The organism is Sphaerotilus sp. FB-3 (genome assembly GCF_023706025.1).
GTDB classification, from domain to species: domain Bacteria; phylum Pseudomonadota; class Gammaproteobacteria; order Burkholderiales; family Burkholderiaceae_C; genus Sphaerotilus; species Sphaerotilus sulfidivorans.
In genome coordinates this window covers 110,506-125,174 of the sequence record NZ_BQWE01000031.1, presented here as the reverse complement: position 1 = coordinate 125,174, position 14,669 = coordinate 110,506, and the positions used below count along the sequence as shown (strand labels likewise).

Annotated in this window: 12 protein-coding genes; 9 read left to right on the top strand and 3 right to left on the bottom strand. The window is 61.2% G+C overall.

The features are described 5' to 3' along the window. Positions 1-66: 66 nt before the first annotated feature. Positions 67-1,074 (top strand): AEC family transporter, encoded by a 1,008-nt coding sequence (locus tag NFT33_RS12585; RefSeq protein WP_220786359.1) that lies wholly within the window; start codon positions 67-69, stop codon positions 1,072-1,074. A gap of 18 nt (positions 1,075-1,092) precedes the next feature. On the opposite strand, the gene ypfJ is transcribed toward NFT33_RS12585, so the two are convergent. Then, a complete protein-coding gene (gene ypfJ / locus NFT33_RS12580; protein ID WP_251675799.1) occupies positions 1,093-1,995 on the bottom strand; it encodes a KPN_02809 family neutral zinc metallopeptidase in 903 nt (300 codons plus the stop codon). A gap of 88 nt (positions 1,996-2,083) precedes the next feature. After that, positions 2,084-2,998 (bottom strand): LysR family transcriptional regulator, encoded by a 915-nt coding sequence (locus NFT33_RS12575; RefSeq protein WP_251675797.1) that lies wholly within the window; start codon positions 2,996-2,998, stop codon positions 2,084-2,086. A gap of 199 nt (positions 2,999-3,197) precedes the next feature. Between NFT33_RS12575 and NFT33_RS12570 the strand changes: the two genes are divergently transcribed. Then, entirely contained in the window at positions 3,198-3,515 is a 318-nt protein-coding gene (locus NFT33_RS12570) for an addiction module antidote protein (RefSeq protein WP_251675795.1), read from the top strand. A gap of 1 nt (position 3,516) precedes the next feature. Here NFT33_RS12570 and NFT33_RS12565 read toward each other — a convergent pair whose 3' ends face one another. Then, positions 3,517-3,774 carry a DUF2442 domain-containing protein gene (locus tag NFT33_RS12565; RefSeq protein WP_251675793.1) on the bottom strand — a complete coding sequence of 86 codons (258 nt, stop codon included), beginning with the start codon at positions 3,772-3,774 and terminating at the stop codon, positions 3,517-3,519. Positions 3,775-4,064: 290 nt separating this feature from the next. Between NFT33_RS12565 and NFT33_RS12560 the strand changes: the two genes are divergently transcribed. The 7 genes from NFT33_RS12560 (at position 4,065) to NFT33_RS12530 (ending at position 14,292) form a co-directional block, all read left to right on the top strand. After that, positions 4,065-4,367 carry a hypothetical protein gene (locus tag NFT33_RS12560; RefSeq protein WP_251675791.1) on the top strand — a complete coding sequence of 101 codons (303 nt, stop codon included), beginning with the start codon at positions 4,065-4,067 and terminating at the stop codon, positions 4,365-4,367. A gap of 98 nt (positions 4,368-4,465) precedes the next feature. Further along, on the top strand, positions 4,466-7,384 hold the full coding sequence (locus NFT33_RS12555) for an SNF2-related protein (RefSeq protein ID WP_251675789.1): 2,919 nt from the start codon (positions 4,466-4,468) through the stop codon (positions 7,382-7,384). Then, positions 7,384-9,135, top strand: coding sequence for an AIPR family protein (locus NFT33_RS12550; RefSeq protein ID WP_251675788.1), 1,752 nt, complete (start codon positions 7,384-7,386; stop codon positions 9,133-9,135). The genes NFT33_RS12555 and NFT33_RS12550 overlap by 1 nt, the downstream gene beginning before the upstream one ends. Before the next feature lie 9 nt (positions 9,136-9,144). Then, positions 9,145-10,872, top strand: a complete 1,728-nt coding sequence (locus NFT33_RS12545) for a site-specific DNA-methyltransferase (RefSeq protein ID WP_251675786.1) — start codon at positions 9,145-9,147, stop codon at positions 10,870-10,872. Continuing rightward, complete coding sequence (locus NFT33_RS12540) at positions 10,869-11,393, top strand: ATPase (RefSeq protein WP_251675784.1); 525 nt, start codon at positions 10,869-10,871, stop codon at positions 11,391-11,393. The genes NFT33_RS12545 and NFT33_RS12540 overlap by 4 nt, the downstream gene beginning before the upstream one ends. Then, positions 11,390-11,578, top strand: coding sequence for a hypothetical protein (locus NFT33_RS12535; RefSeq protein ID WP_251675782.1), 189 nt, complete (start codon positions 11,390-11,392; stop codon positions 11,576-11,578). Before NFT33_RS12540 ends, NFT33_RS12535 begins: the two co-directional genes overlap by 4 nt. After that, a complete protein-coding gene (locus NFT33_RS12530; protein WP_251675780.1) occupies positions 11,575-14,292 on the top strand; it encodes a DEAD/DEAH box helicase in 2,718 nt (905 codons plus the stop codon). Before NFT33_RS12535 ends, NFT33_RS12530 begins: the two co-directional genes overlap by 4 nt. Positions 14,293-14,669 lie beyond the last annotated feature (377 nt).

The window sequence follows — 14,669 nt, the reverse complement described above, 5'->3', positions numbered from 1 at the left end:
GATTGTCGCTGTCCGGCATGCCGGTCCGGATGTCACCCCGGAACATCGCTGGGATACTGCCGGACCATGCAGGCCATCCTCACCGTCACTGTTCCGTTCTTCGCGCTGATCCTGATCGGCTACCTCGCCGCGCGGCGCGGGCTGCTGCCGCTGGCGGCGGTGCCCGGGCTCAACGCTTTCGTGCTGTACTTCGCGCTGCCCTGCATGCTGCTGCGCTTCGGCGCGCGGCTGCCGGTGGCCGAGCTGCTCGACCCGGCGGTGCTGGGGCTCTATCTGGCCTGCGCGCTGACGGTGGTGGCGCTGACCATCGTGCTGACCCGGCGCGCGGCCGGCAATCTGCGCGACGCCGCCTTCGGTGCGCTGGTGGCGGCCTTTCCCAACACCGGCTTCATGGGCGTGCCGCTGCTGGTGGCGCTGCTCGGGCCGGCGGCGGCCGGGCCGGTCATCACCACGGTGCTGCTGGACCTGTTCGTCACCAGCTCGCTGTGCATCGCCATCGCGCAGCTGCATCACGATGATCCGGCTGCCTCGCATGCGGGCGACGCGGCGGCTGCGCGGGCGGCGGTGCTGCGCTCGCTGCGCGCGGCGCTGTCCAATCCGCTGCCGTGGTCGATCGGGCTGGGCGCGCTGATGTCGGTCACCGGACTGACGCTGCCTGGTCCGGTCGACCGGGTGATCGCGATGCTGGCCGACGCGGCCAGCCCGGTGGCGCTGTTCACCATCGGCGCGGTGCTGTGGCGCTCCGGGCTGGATGCGCAGGGACAGCCCGCGCCGCCGATGTCGCCGCGCCGCTATCTGCCGGTGGCGCTGATCAAGCTGGTCGTGCATCCTGCGCTGGTCTGGGGTGGCGGCCGGCTGGCCCAGCAGGCCGGCCTGGGCCTGAGCGACTTCCAGCTGATGGTGCTGACGCTGGCGGCCGCCCTGCCCAGCGCCAGCAATGTCTCGCTGCTGGCCGAGCGCTACCGCGCCGACAACGGCCGCGTGGCCCGGATCATCCTGGCCTCGACGGTGCTGGCCTTTGGCAGCTTTGCGCTGGTGGCCTGGGGATTTGGGGTGGGAGCGGCAGGGCGCTGAACGCGCCTCTTTCAGAGGTCAGAGGCTGCGTGCCTGGAAGGTGTCGCACTGCGACACCTGGCCGCTCTGGAAGCCGCGCTGGAACCAGCGCATGCGCTGCGCGCTCGAGCCGTGCGTGAAGCTCTCCGGGCGCACCGCGCCGCCGGCGTTCTGCTGCAGCGTGTCGTCGCCGATCTGCGAGGCGGCGTTCATGGCTTCCTCCAGATCGCCCTGCTCGAGCCAGTTCTTGGCCTGCTGCGAGCGTCCGGCCCAGACGCCGGCGAAGCAGTCGGCCTGCAGCTCCAGCCGCACCGACATCGCGTTGGCCTGCGCCTCGCTCTGGCGGCCGCGCAGCGCGTCGACCCGGTCGGTGATGCCCAGCAGGTGCTGCACATGGTGGCCGACCTCGTGCGCCACCACATAGGCCTGCGCGAAGTCGCCCGGCGCGCCGAGCTGGCGGCGCATCGTTTCGAAGAAGCCCAGGTCGAGGTAGACCTTCTCGTCGCCGGGGCAGTAGAACGGCCCCATCGCCGCCTGGCCGGTGCCGCAGGCCGAGCGGGTCGAGCCGCGGTAGAGCACCAGCACCGGCTTGCGGTAGTCGCGGCCGGAGGCCTGGAAGGTCTCCTGCCAGATGTCCTCGGTCGAGGCCAGCACCGTCGAGACGAAGCGTGCGTTCTCGTCCTGCGGCGCGCTGCGTGTCGCGCCGGGCGCCGGGGCCTGCTGCGTGGCGCCGGGGGCCGCCCCCTCCAGGCCGCCGAGCACGCCGATGATCGTGCCGGGGTTGATGCCGAAGATCCAGCCGGCCACCAGCGCGACCGCGATCGTGCCCAGGCCGACCCCGCGCCCGCCACCCACCCGGATGCCGCCGCCACCCCGACCGCCTCCGCCACTGCCCCGGCGGTCCTCGATCTGGCTGCTTTCGCGCTGTCCATCCCACTTCATCGTCGCTCTCCTCGGTCCGGCCCCTGGTACTTTGGGGTTCGTGAATTGTTGCCGGAGATCATGCTGCCATGAAGTGTGCGGCTGCGCCTCATCCTGCAGTCCAGTAGCCCGGTGTCGCGTAGGAGTGCTTCAGGAAATCGATCCACAGCCGCACCCGCAGCGGCAGGTGGCGCACATGCGGCAGCACCGCGTAGATGCCGTTGGGCGGCGCGGCGTGCGCGTCGAGCACGCTCGCCAGCCGCCCGGCGGCCAGATCGGCCTCGACCTCCCAGGTGCTGCGCCAGGCCAGGCCCAGGCCGGCCAGGCACCAGGCGTGCAGCACCTGGCCGTCGGTGCAGTCGAGCCGGCCGGGCGGGCGCAGGTGCTGCACCGTGCCGTCGATCGTGAAGGCCCAGCCGCGCGACTGGCTGGCCTCGGAACTCAGCGTCAGGCATTCATGGCCGCCGCGCATCAGCTCCAGCGGATGCTGCGGCACGCCGGCGCGCGCCAGATAGGCGGGCGCGGCCACGCACAGCCGCCGGTTGTCGGCCAGCCGCACCGAGATCAGGCTGGAGTCGGGCAGGTCGCCGACGCGCACCGCGCAGTCGTAGCCCTCGTTGACCAGATCGATCACCCGGTCGGAGAGGTTCAGCGAGATCGACACCTCCGGGTGCTGCGCCAGGAAGCCCGGCACCAGCGGCGCGACATGGCGCCGGCCGAAGCCGCCGGGCGCGGTGATGCGCACATGGCCGCTGGCCTTGACGCCGCCGGCGCTGACGCTGGCCTCGGCGCTGGCGATGTCGGCCAGGATGCGGGTGCAGTCCTCCAGGAAGGCGCTGCCCTCGTGGGTGAGCGAGAGCCGGCGGGTGGTGCGCACCATCAGCTTCACGCCGAGGCGCTCTTCCAGCGCGTCGAGGCGCCGGCCGATCACGGCGGGCGCCACGCCCTCGGCCTGCGCGGCGGCGCTCAGGCTGCCACGGCTGACGACGGCGGCGAAGGTTTCGAGCTGCTTGAGACGGTCCATGCGGGATTATGGGCAGCCGATGCTTCGGGCTTGAGCCGCGCCTATGTCAGCCAGAATCGAGGCCAAGTGCACACCGCAAGTTCGACGCTGGGCTGAAATCGCTGCGTGACGGCATGACTCGTATCTGGCTGGTTCGCCGGCTGGAGCGGGCGCAGCGCACAGGCGCCTGCCTCCACCCTGATGACCACCAAGGACGAAGATGCCCAAGATCGCTGACCTGCCCGAGTTCGACATGGCGGACTACCTGGATAACGACGAGGCCGTGGCGCAGTACCTGAGCGTGGTGCTGGCCGAGGGCGATGCGGGCGAGCTGGCCGACGCGCTGGGGCACATCGCCAAGGCGCGGGGCATGGCGCAGATCGCCAAGGACTCCGGGCTGGGGCGAGAGGCACTCTACAAGGCGCTGCGGCCGGGGGCGCACCCGCGCTTCGATACGGTCAACCGGGTGTGCGAGGCGTTGGGCGTGCGGCTGGTGGCGGTTCCGAAGGGTGCTGTTGCACAGCCCCGCCGAGGGTAATTCAGCGACTCAGCGGTGCTTCCTGCACCGGGGTCATCTCGGCCAGCAGTGTTTCGGGCGCGATGTCCTGCTCATGGGGCCAGGTCACGGCGCCGTAGAGGATGCCGACGCGCCGGAAGTACCGCTCGTCCTTGAGTTCACGGAATACACCGCGTTCCAGGTACGGTTTCATGTCGAAGATGCCGCGCCGGCCGTCCTCGATTTCTACATACAGGCGGTACTCCGGCAGCGGCTTGACGGTTTTGACATCCCAGTGCATGGCACACCTCACAGCGGGTTGATCTCTTCTTGAACACGTACCGTGACGGTACTTCCGGCCGAGAAAGCGCATGCGCTCGCTTCTTTGCATCGAACCAGCGATGCGGTCCCGCCCTCGTTGACAGCGGAATAATTTCTCACTTTCAGCCCATCACCGCTGTCCGCAACGGCGTATCCGGCTGCTATCGTCGTTCGCTGCACGGCAAAAACAAGGCGGGCGCCTGACTCTCAGGCCATCGTGACCCCAGCCGGCAATGACAGAACCACACGGCCACCAGGGGAGAAACAACCATGTCTCGCAGACGAAAGACCAGCGGCGCCGACGCGGTGACGGGCCTCGTCGCCAAGCTGCCTTGGTGGGTGGGCGTCGTGCTGGCCATCGTGGCCTATGTCGTGTTGCATCGCCTCGCGGCGCCCATGGCGGTGACGCCGTTGCAGCCGGGTCAGGCGGGTGCGCAGGTGGTGCGGATGATCATTCAGTCGATGGCCAGCGTGGGGCAGTACCTCGTTCCGTTGTTCTGCCTGCTCGGCGCGGCCCTCTCCGCGTATCGCCAGCGCGAACGCCGGGACATTCGACCAAAGCGAACGCCTTGACTGCGTTGCCGCCCATCCTCGGACGGCTGATGAACAATTGCAGGTGCGCCCGCTGACGCCGCATTCCTCGCACTGATCGCACCACAAGGTTCCCGCCGATGCCACCCCCGCCACTGACACCGCACCAAAGCCAATACTGCGCCTGGTTGCTGACCCGGCGCGCAGCCGGTGACACGGTCGAATCGCTGGCGTCCACCTTGGTCGATTCGCAAATCGACCTCAACCCGCATCAGGTGGAAGCGGCGCTGTTCGCCTGCAAGAACCCGCTGTCTCGCGGCGTGATCCTGGCGGACGAGGTCGGGCTGGGCAAGACCATCGAGGCAGGGCTGGTCATCTCGCAGCGATGGGCCGAGCGGCGGCTGCGCATCCTGATCATCGCGCCGGCCAATCTGCGCAAGCAGTGGCACCAGGAACTGCAGGACAAGTTCCATCTGCAAGGCGTGATTCTGGAAGCCAAGAGCTACAACGCGCTCAAGAAGGCGGGGAACAAAAGTCCATTCCTCACCGGCACGACCGGCCCGGTCATCTGCTCGTACCAGTTCGCGAAGTCCAAGGCCAGCGACATCAAGGCGATTGAGTGGGATCTGGTGGTACTGGACGAGGCCCACCGTCTGCGCAATGTCTACAAGACGGGCAATGTCATTGCCAAGACGCTCAAGGACGCGCTCGGCCATGTGCATTCCAAGGTGCTGCTGACGGCGACGCCACTGCAAAACTCCTTGCTGGAGTTGTACGGGCTGGTCAGCATGATCGACGACCGCGTGTTCGGCGATCTCGACAGCTTTCGCACCCAATTCGCCGCACAGAGTCGGGAGCAGGCGTTTCAAGGGTTGCGGCAACGGCTGGCGACGGTCTGCAAGCGCACCCTGCGCCGGCAGGTGCAGCCGTATGTGTCCTATACCGCCCGGATCGCCATCGTTCAGGAGTTCACGCCGTCGCCGGAAGAGCAAGAGCTGTCCGCGCTGGTGGCCGACTACCTGCGCCGCCCGAAGCTCCAGGCCATGCCCGAGGGGCAGCGTCAACTGATCTCGCTGGTGCTGTGGAAGCTGCTGGCGTCCTCCACGCACGCCATTGCCGGGGCACTGGAGACGATGGCGAAGCGGCTGCAAGGAAAACTCGACGAGTCTGCAGACCTGCCCGATCTGGCCGAGGAACTCGATGACGACTACGAGTCGCTCGATGAAACCGCAGAGGAGTGGAATGGGGCGGAAGGTGCCGTCGATCCCTATCGGCGTGACACCCGCGATGCGGTCACGCAGGAAATCGAGGAGCTGCGCCACTTTGGCAATCTGGCCCTCAACATCCGCGAGAACGCCAAGGGCGCCGCCCTGCTGACGGCGCTGGCCCGCGCGTTCACCGAGCTGGAGCGGCTGGGCGCGGCCAAGAAGGCCATCATCTTCACCGAGTCCAAGCGCACGCAGAGCTACTTGCTGTCGCTGCTGGCGGATACCGAATATGGCGAAGGCATCGTGCTGTTCAACGGCACCAACAGCGACGCCCGAGCGCAAGCGGTCTACAAGGACTGGCTCAAGCGCCACGAAGGGACCGACCGCATCACGGGGTCAAAAACAGCCGATACCCGGGCGGCGCTGGTCGAGCAATTCCGTGACCGTGGCACCGTCATGATCGCCACCGAAGCGGGCGCGGAGGGCATCAACCTGCAGTTCTGCTCGCTGGTGATCAATTACGACCTGCCTTGGAATCCCCAGCGCATCGAGCAACGCATCGGGCGTTGTCACCGCTATGGGCAGAAGCACGATGTCGTCGTGGTGAACTTCATCGACCGCAGCAACGAGGCGGATGTGCGGGTCTATGAGTTGCTGGAAGAAAAATTCAAGTTGTTCGAAGGCGTCTTCGGGGCCAGCGATGAAGTGCTGGGCACCATCGGCTCGGGCGTGGATTTCGAGCGGCGCATTGCCGAGATTTATCAAACCTGCCGCGAGCCGGACGCCATTCGCGCCAGCTTCGAGCAACTGCGGCTGGACCTGGCGGTCGAGATCACCAAGGAGATGGCCAAGACCCGGCAAATGCTGCTGGAGAACTTCGACCAAGAAGTGCAAGACAAGCTGCGTGTCCGGGCCGCAGACAGCCTGGAGGTCCGGAGTCGGTTTGAAAATCTGCTGATGGACGTGACGCGGGCGGAACTCGCCGGGGCCGCCGAATTCGATGACCACGGTTTTTTGCTGCACGACGTTCCAGCCGGGACGGTTGCACAAGGAGTCGAACCGATTGCCCTGGGGCGCTATGAGTTGCCCAAGCGCAAAGGGGACGGTGCGGGGGCCGATGAGGGAGCCGCCCATACCTACCGCATCGGGCACACCCTGGCGCAATGGGCACTGGCGCAGGCCAAGTCACGTTCGTTGTCTGGCCAGCCAGTGCGCCTCGTGTTCGACTATGCCGCGCATGGCACGCTGGTCAGCACCCTCTTGCCGTATCGAGGCCAGACCGGGTGGCTGACCCTGAAACGGGTGTCCGTGACCGCGCTGGGTCAGGAGGAGGAGCACCTGATCGTGGCGGCCTGCACGGTGGACGGGGTGGTGCTGGCGGAAAACGACCCGGACAAGCTGCTCAAGCTGCCAGCGATGGTGGTGCCTGCGGAATTTGCCAGTGAGTCAAGCCATGCGGCGCTGCATGCCGATGTGAAGAAACGCTTGGGCGCACTGTTGGGTGAGGTCAATCAGCGGCACCTTGGTTACTTCGGTCAGGAGGTTCAGAAGCTCGACGCTTGGGCGGATGACCTGAAGGTGGGCCTGGAGCAGGACATCAAGGACATTGACCGAGAAATCAAGGAAGTCCGCCGAACAGCGGCCGTCGCTGCGACGCTGGACGAGAAACTGCACTGGCAGAAAAGCCAGCGCGAACTGGAAAGCAAGCGCAGCAAACTGCGGCGCGAATTGTTCAATCGGCAAGACGAGATCGAGAGCGAGCGCAACGATCTGATTTCTCAGCTCGAATCTCAGTTGAAACAACAGGTGGATGATCAGACGTTGTTCACCATCGAATGGGGGATCATATAGTGGCAATTTCTCAGGCCAGACCGCTGGAGCTGGATATTTTATGTCAAAAACTTGAGGCCGATTATTCGGCCCACATTAAAGGAGAGGGAACAAAACCAGAAGCAAAGAAGAGCAACTTTCTATCCAAGGCGATCGCTGCCTTTGTTCTGCATGAAGAAGCCAAAGCCACTCTGGAAGAGGCTGTTGCGGCCAGCATTGACGGAGGCTTTGACCACGGTATAGATTCTGTTTACCTTGCACCAGATCAGACCATCTGGCTGGTTCAATCAAAATATAAAGATTCTGGTTCTGGTGAGCCTGAATTGGGAGACGTCTCGAAGTTTCGAGATGGCGTCACGGATTTGCTTCATGGGAAGTTCGATCGCTTCAACCAAGACCTGCGCAAACGTCAGGCGCAGATCGAAAATGCGCTTAATAGTGAGTCGTGCCGTGTCAGGGTGATACTTGTTTACTCCGGCACAGCCATGGCGGATGATAAGCGCAATATATTCAACGATTTAGAAAATGCCTTCAATGGCACCAACCCCGGTTTTGTTCGTTGCTTTTCTTACGGCCTGAGCACACTGCACGAGCTGCACATGGCGGGGTTATCTGCAGCGCCTATTGATGCAACGCTGGAACTTCGCGATTTCGGGCATACACAATCCCCATATCGTTCGTTCTATGGCCGGATTGATGCGAAGTATCTTGCTGAGCTTTGGGCAGAACACAAAGAGCGTCTGGTTGAACGCAATATTCGCCGATTCAAAGGATCAACCACGGTCAATGCCGGACTGAGCAAAACACTGCGGGAAGAAGCCGATCACTTTTTCTATTTCAACAATGGCGTGACATTTCTGTGTCATTCCATTCAAGAGCAATCTCCTCGTGACAGTCATCGGCGATCTGGAAAATTTCTAGCCAAAGGAATTTCCATCATCAATGGTGCGCAGACTGTAGGGGCGATTGCACGCGAGCCGGTGGCGCACTATGAAGAACATGCCACGGAAGTGATGGTTACACTGATCTGCCTGAATAATGCACCAGAGGATTTCGGGGATCGCGTCACGCAATACCGCAATCGCCAGAACTCCGTTGAGTTAGAAGACTTTGCGGCGCTGGATGAGCGTCAGATAATGTGGCAACAAACCTTGCGGGCCAGCGATGTTGATTATCTGGTGCAGGAAGGGGCTGACGACCCTGCGCTGTCTGATCGTTGCTTCAGCGCTAGGGAAGCAGCACCATTCTTAGCCTGTACCATCACCGGAAATGATTGGATAGATTTCGTTATTGCAGCGAAAACAGATCAGAAGCGATTGTTTAGCCGGAAAGATATGGTTTCTTCAAAAGACCCATTGCGGGATTCTTATTCTCGATTGTTTCCGGATTCACTGACGGCGCGGCAGATGTGGCGCACAGTGCAAATCGGGCGGTATGTACGGGAAAAAATTCGAGATGAGTCTCGGTCGATATCAGATCCCACGACATTGCCCGAAGGGTCTCTTCCTGGAAAAGAAATACTGAAGCACGCTGCCTGGCTGGTGCTGCACGTCATCTGCATCAGATTGAAATCACAGAATGGGGCATCGCTTGCACTGGATCAACATGATCTGGATATGCTGTCAAGAGAAGTCAATCTGGTCGCCACCCAATTGATCAGTGTTGTTCAAGCGACTTCATGGGGCAAACAAGCCCGCAGCATTTTTGAAAACAAAACAGATTGCCAGACCGTGAAAAAGCAACTCATGGCCGCGCTCGCAAGGCAGAACTAGGAACCGATGATGACCAAACAAAAACTCGAACTCACCTGGATCGGCAAGGAAAAGCGCCCGAAGCTGGAGCCGCGCATTTTAGTCGAAGATCCCACAAAGTCATATCACGCCAAGCAGCGCGTTTCAGAAAACGACATTTTCGACAATCGCTTAATTTTTGGCGACAACCTATTGGCGCTGAAGGCACTAGAACAGGAGTTCGCCGGAAAAGTTAAATGCGTATTTATTGACCCCCCATACAATACAGGCAGTGCTTTTGCACATTATGACGACGGCCTAGAGCATTCTATTTGGCTCGGCCTGATACGTGATCGCCTAGAAATTATTAAACGTCTACTATCAGAAGACGGTTCACTTTGGATAACAATCGACGACAATGAAGCACACTACCTGAAGGTTTTGTGCGATGAAATATTGGGGCGCGGATGCTTTGTTGCATCATTTATTTGGAGAAAAGTGGACAGTCCAAACGACAACAAAGTCCCAATTACGCCTGATCACGAATATATTTTGTGTTTTAGTAAATCACCAGGGCTGCGCCCATTTAAACAGCAACCCGATAATTCTATTGTTGACGCTTATCGACCGCCCGATAAAGAATCAGACAAGCCATATCGTGATCGCCTACTAAAGAAAAATGGCAAAAGTAGCCTCCGCACGGACAGACCATCTATGTTCTTTCCAATCGTTGCGCCTGATGGCACGGAAGTGCTGCCTATCCATGATGATGGCCGGGAGGCACGTTGGGCTCTTGGTCAGAAATCAGTTGATGAGTTAATTCAAAAAAATGAATTGGTATGGAAAAAAAGAGAAGGGGTAGATGGCGCACGGTGGGTTCCATACACACGGGAATACGCACCAGCTAATCCTTCTCGTCCATACCCGACCATTTGGAATGATCTTGATACGACTAGACAAACAAAAGCACACCAAAAATTAATTTTTGGCGAAGATGGTGTTTTTGATACGCCAAAACCGGAGGACATGATTCAGCGCATTCTGGATATGTCCACTGAACGCAACGACATCGTACTCGACTCTTTTGCCGGCTCCGGCACCACTGGCGCTGTTGCACAGAAGATGGGGCGGCGCTGGATAATGGTTGAATTGGGCGAGCACTGTCATACGCATATCATTCCTCGCCTAAGAAAGGTCATCGACGGCAACGACACTGGTGGCATTACTGAAGCAACGGGATGGCAAGGCGGCGGAGGTTTTCGTTACTACAAACTTGCTCCAAGTTTGATAGTCAATGACCGCTGGGGAAACCCAGTAATCAACCCCGAATACAACGCCGCCCAACTGGCCGAAGCCCTGTGCAAGCTGGAAGGCTTCACCTACGCCCCGTCAGAAATCCGTTGGTGGCAACAAGGCCATTCCAGCGAGCGAGACTTTCTCTATGTCACCACACAAAACCTGTCCGCCGAGCAATTGCAAGCCATCTCGGACGACGTAGGCAGTGACAACAGCCTGCTGGTGTGCTGCGCCGCCTTCCACGGCATCACCGCTGACCAAGCCACCGACCGCTGGCCGAACCTGACGCTGAAGAAGATTCCCAAGATGGTGTTGTCCCGCTGCGAATGGGGCCACGACGACTACAGCCTGAACGTGGCAAACCTCCCGCTGGCCGCCCCAACACCAGCGTCTGACCCCGCCACCACAGGCACCGCAGCACGGCGCGGCAAACCACCTGCTGACACGGGCACCAAAGACATGTTCGGCGGCAACGCCCCATGACTCCGCAGAAAAAAATCATCATCATCGCCGGCCCCAACGGCGCGGGCAAAACCACGTTCGCCCGCTCGTTCCTGCCGGCCGAGGCGCAATGCCCGCGCTTCATCAATGCCGACCTGATCGCCGCCGGCCTCTCGCCTTTCGCGCCAGAAGCCGCCGCGCTCAAAGCCGGCCGCTTGATGTTGCAAGAAATCGCCGAATGCACCCAACGCGGCGACAGCTTCGCCCTGGAAACCACCCTGTCCGGTTTGACCTACCTACGCCACATCCGCGAATGGCGCACGCTGGGTTACCACATCAGCCTGTTTTTCCTGGCCCTGCCCACCGCCGAAGCCGCCATTGCCCGCGTGGCAGCGCGGGTCAGACAAGGCGGTCACAACATCGAACCGGATGTGATCCGACGCCGCTTTGACGCCGGCATCCGCAATTTTCATCAACATTACCGCCCCAGCGTCCACGCCTGGGCGCTGTACGACAACGCCGGCGCCCAGCCCGTGCTGATTGAATGGGGAGAAAACGAATGACGCTACAAGAATTGTCCCAGGCCAAAGACCCGGACCTGCGCACCTCCTTGCAAGCCATCCAGCGCGCCGCCGCATTGGCCCGCCAGACCGCGTTGCAAACCGACACCGGCATCGTGATCGTGCAGGGCGAAGAAATCATCAAACTGTCCGCAGACCAATTGCGCCAGCAGGGAAAAAGCGCATGAACCACACCCGCGTGCAACACCACGTCAGCGGGCGCCTGTCACTGCGCCCCCCGCAGTCCGACTCGCTGGCCAAACTGATCCAGGCGCTGTCGGCCGCCCCCGAAATGCTCGGCCACCAGCGCGACCTGACCGCCTTGCTGTCCACGCTGAAGGCCGAATTCCCGACGCTACAAGACTTCGAGCGGGAGTTTCCTTCGCTGTGCTTCGCGCTCGCCACCGGGGTCGGCAAGACGCGGCTGATGGGCGCCTTCATCGCCTACCTGCACCTGGCGCACGGCATCAACAATTTTTTCGTGCTCGCGCCGAACCTGACCATCTACAACAAGCTGATCAAGGACTTCGAACGGAACACACCGAAATACGTGTTCAAGGGCATCGCCGAGTTTGCCCAGCAAGCCCCGCTGGTCATCACGGGCGACAACTACGACCAGACCGGCGCCGTCGTGCAAGACCTGCCGGCAGGGTTCGCCCACGACGTGCGGATCAACATCTTCAACATTTCCAAGATCAATTCCGAGGTGCGCGGCGGCAAGGAACCACGCATCAAGCGGATGAAGGAAGTGCTGGGCGACAGTTATTTCAACCACCTGGCCAACCTGCCCGACCTCGTGCTGCTGATGGATGAATCGCACCGCTACCGCGCCCAGGCCGGCATGCGCTCCATCAACGAACTCCGGCCACTGTTCGGACTGGAAGTCACCGCCACCCCTTTTGTCGAAACTACACGCGGCCCCCTTCCATTCAAGAACGTGGTGATGGACTACCCGCTGTCACGCGCCATGGCCGATGGTTTTGTCAAGGAACCGGCCGCCGTCACGCAGCGCAACTTCAACGCCAAGAACCACACGCCGGAAGAGGTTGAAAAAATCAAGCTGGAAGACGGTATCCGCTTGCATGAAAGCACCAAGGCCGACCTGCTGACCTACGCCCGGGAAAATGGCGTGAAGGAGGTCAAGCCCTTCATGCTGGTGATCGCCCGAGACACCACCCACGCGGGGCAGCTCAAGACCTTGCTGGAATCGGGTCAGTTCTACGAAGGACGGTATCAGGGCAAGGTGATTCAGGTCGATTCCTCGAAGACGGGCGCCGAAGAAGAGGACATGATCAAGCGGCTGTTGGAAGTTGAAAACCCGGACTCGTCCACCGAGATCGTGATTCACGTCAACATGCTCAAGGAAGGCTGGGATGTCACCAACCTCTACACCATCGTGCCACTGCGGGCCGCCAATGCACGCACGCTGATCGAGCAATCCATCGGCCGAGGGCTGCGCCTGCCTTATGGCAAGCGTACCGGCGTCGCCACCGTGGACCGGCTGAACATCGTCGCGCACGACAAGTTTCAGGAAATCATCGACGAGGCCAATCGGGGAGATTCACCGATACGCCTCAAGCAGGTGATTCTTGAAGCAACCAATGCGGACGAAAAGAAAATCAGCAAGCAGACCAATCCCAACGTGATGGCCACGCTGGGCCTGGCCGATACAGCCGATTCAGCGGAGAAGGGTCAAGCCGACCAGCCGGCCCCAATCTTCACGACAGAGGAGGAGAAAAAGGCTGCTCGCGTGGTGATGGAAGTCATCGGGCGCTATGAAGCCAAGCCCGAGTTTGCCCCAACCAGCGGCGCCTTGCTGACACCAGAAGTTCAACGTGAGATCCTGGCCGAAGTCACCGCCCAGCTCCAACCCGGCCAAGGCAGCTTGCTGACAGAAACCGAAGCAGGCACACCACCCTTGGACCTTTCTGCCGTGGTCGAGAAAACCACCGCTGCCGTGGTTCAGCAGACCATCGACATCCCGCGCATCACGGTAGTCCCGACAGGTCAAGTCACCACCGGATTCCACCCCTTCAAACTGGGAACCCTGCCCAATTTCCAGCCGGGTGAGCGTGAAATCTATGGAAAAGAGCTGCGAACTGATACTCAGTTCACCTTAAAAAGAGAAAGCGGCATCCGGGAAAAACGTCTGGAAGACTACATCGTCAAAAAGCTGGTGGACTTTGATGACATTGACTACTTCACACAGGCCGAGCTGCTGTACGACCTGGCCGGGCAAGCCGTCGCCCACTATCAGCAGCAAAATTACGCCGACAGCGAGCTTCACCAGATTCTGGACACATTCGGCGGCGAGCTGGCCCGCCTGATCCGTGCGGACATGCTGTCCCATTTCTGGGAAACCGCCACCGATTACACGGTCGAAGTCAGTCGAGGATTCACCGCATTGAAACCTTGCCACTACACCACCACGGCAGGGCAGCCCATTCGGAACGTCCGCGAAACCGTGACCGATCTGGGCAAGATCAAGCAGATGCTGTTCGGCGAGTTCAAACGCTGCCTGTATCCCTTGCAGAAATTCGATTCCGACACCGAGCGCCGGTTTGCCATTATTCTGGAGCGCGACGCATTGAAATGGATGAAGCCCGCCAAGGGGCAGTTCCAGATCTACTACAAGCTCGGATCAGAGCAGCCTGAATACGTGCCTGATTTTGTCGTGGAAACTGAGTCGGTCATTTTCATGGCCGAGACCAAGGCACGCACGGACATCGACACGCAGGAAGTGCAGGCCAAGGCTGCGGCGGCAGCGAAGTGGTGCCAACACGCCTCGGACCATGCCGCATCCGTGGGGGCGAAGCCGTGGATGTACCTGCTGATCCCACACGACAGCGTCAAGGAGTCCGAACGCCTGGGGGACTATCGGAGGTTCCAAATCAAAGTCTGATCGACCGACGCGGCGGTTTCGGCCGTTGTTGATGTACGATTCGCGCCGCTCGCACCTACTGCGAGCACGGGCTTGGCAGCCCGGAAGCAAGGCGCAGCAGCCGCGCCCGACGCGGCTTTTTCACGTCCCTACGGCGCGTGAGCTGCGCGCATGGCTTCGTCTATGGCGGGCCGTGTGGGAGGGGGCAACCCCTGCCGGTCCTTGCCCGGTCTGCCAACCCGCACGGTCTGCCACCCCTCTCTTGGCAGGGAGGGAGGCAGGTTCGAACCTGTCGCAAGGAGCCATTCATGGCTGACGCCCTCCATTTCCCCGCTCGTCTGATCCCCTGCTGGCTGCGCCGCCCGCCGCGCCTGCGCTGACCCCGCTCACCACGGACC